Consider the following 1,558-nt stretch of genomic DNA (forward strand, 5'->3'; position numbering starts at 1 on the left):
GCGCGCCGTCGGCGGCATGCACGCGGGTCATCACCGGCGGCTCATAGTCCTGCAGCTGCGAGTAGTCGGGCAGATCCTTGGAGAAATGCCAGATGGCGCCAGCGACGGCGGCGACACCGACCAGGAACACGACGGTTCCGGCGGCGAACAAGAAACCCATAAACCGCACGAGCAGGCGCATTATCGACGTTCCGTTCCTACCCTCCGGCGCTCAGTCGTCAGAAGCGCCTGTCCAAAAGTGCGAAAGCCTCACACAACGAAGCTTTGGCCCAGCGAGCCACCTTGCGCACGCGAGTATACAAGAGCCGCCGGACAATATGGTCGATTCTGCGGACCTGCGGTCCATTGTCTATACCGTCGCGGCTGTGGCCAAACTAGGGCTTCGGCGCAACGGCCCCGGCTTTTCAGCGAGCCGATTTCACTTTGCCGACCCGGCAGTTGCCAGCCGTTTGGCGAAGAACGTGTCGATCGCCTGCACCATCGAGCCGACCGCCTTGTTCCGCCAGCTCTCGGAGACCAGGTGCTCGAGGTCCCCCTTGTTGGAGACGTAGCCGATCTCGACCAGCACGGACGGCACGTCGGGCGCCTTCAGCACCCGGAAGCCGGCCGATTTGAGCGGATGCTTGTGCATCCGCACGGTGGTCTTCATCTCGTCCATCAGAAGACGGGCGAAGCGATTGGAGAACGTCTTGGTTTCACGCTGCGCGAGGTCGATCAGAATGTCGGCGACCTCGGTCGGCTCGTCGGTCAGGTTCACGCCGGCGATGGCGTCGGCCTTGTTTTCCGCCTCCGCCAGCCGTTCCGCCTCGGCATCGGAGGCCTTGTCCGACACCGTGTAGATCGTGGCGCCCTGGGCATCGCCCTCGCGGCGCGGCAGGGCGTCGGCATGGATCGAGACGAACAGTGCCGCGGACTGGGAGCGCGCAATCTTCACCCGATCGTTGAGCGGGATGAAAGTGTCGTCGGACCGCGTCATGACCACCCGATACTTGCCCGACTTCTCGATCCGGTCGCGCAGGGCAAGGCCAAAGCCCAGCACCAGGTTCTTCTCGGTCTGGTCGCCGGATTGCGTGCCGTTGTCGATGCCGCCGTGACCCGGATCGATCACGATCAGCGGGCGCGCGTCAGTGACCGCAACCGGCGGCAGCGCCGCAGACGTAACGGCCGGAATGGTCGCCGTGGTGGATTCGGAAATCGCCGGTTTCGATTCGGGCCGGCTCGCGGGCGCCAGCGACTGCACGAAGCTGGTGCGGTCGACCTCCTCGAAGTCCAGCACCAGCCGCGGCGGCTGGCCGTTGGCGGCATCGAGCACGTAGGAATTGGCGATCTTCACCGGTCCGGTCAGGTCGAACACGATCCGCGAGCCGCCGGGCATCACGAGACCATAGCGGAACGCCTTCACCAGGCCCCGCCCCGCCGAGCCGGTGCCGGCCGCGAGCTGAAAATCGACCTGCGGGATATCGACCACGACGCGGTAGGGGTCGGCCAGCGGGAAGGCGCGAAATTCGATCTTGCGGTCGAGGTCGAGGATGAATCGGGTCTGCTTGGCGTCGCCGGC

The 1,558-nt window shown here is 65.2% G+C and carries 2 protein-coding genes; both read right to left on the reverse strand.

Going from position 1 to position 1,558, the window contains the following annotated elements:
* Positions 1-181: hypothetical protein (locus tag AKL29_RS45725; protein ID WP_244482488.1), on the reverse strand; the 181-nt coding region annotated here is incomplete at its 3' end.
* A gap of 237 nt (positions 182-418) precedes the next feature.
* On the reverse strand, positions 419-1,558 hold a 1,140-nt coding region (locus tag AKL29_RS29275; protein WP_167350437.1), incomplete at its 5' end, for an N-acetylmuramoyl-L-alanine amidase.

The sequence above is a fragment of the Bradyrhizobium pachyrhizi genome, from assembly GCF_001189245.1.
GTDB classification, from domain to species: Bacteria; Pseudomonadota; Alphaproteobacteria; order Rhizobiales; family Xanthobacteraceae; genus Bradyrhizobium; species Bradyrhizobium pachyrhizi.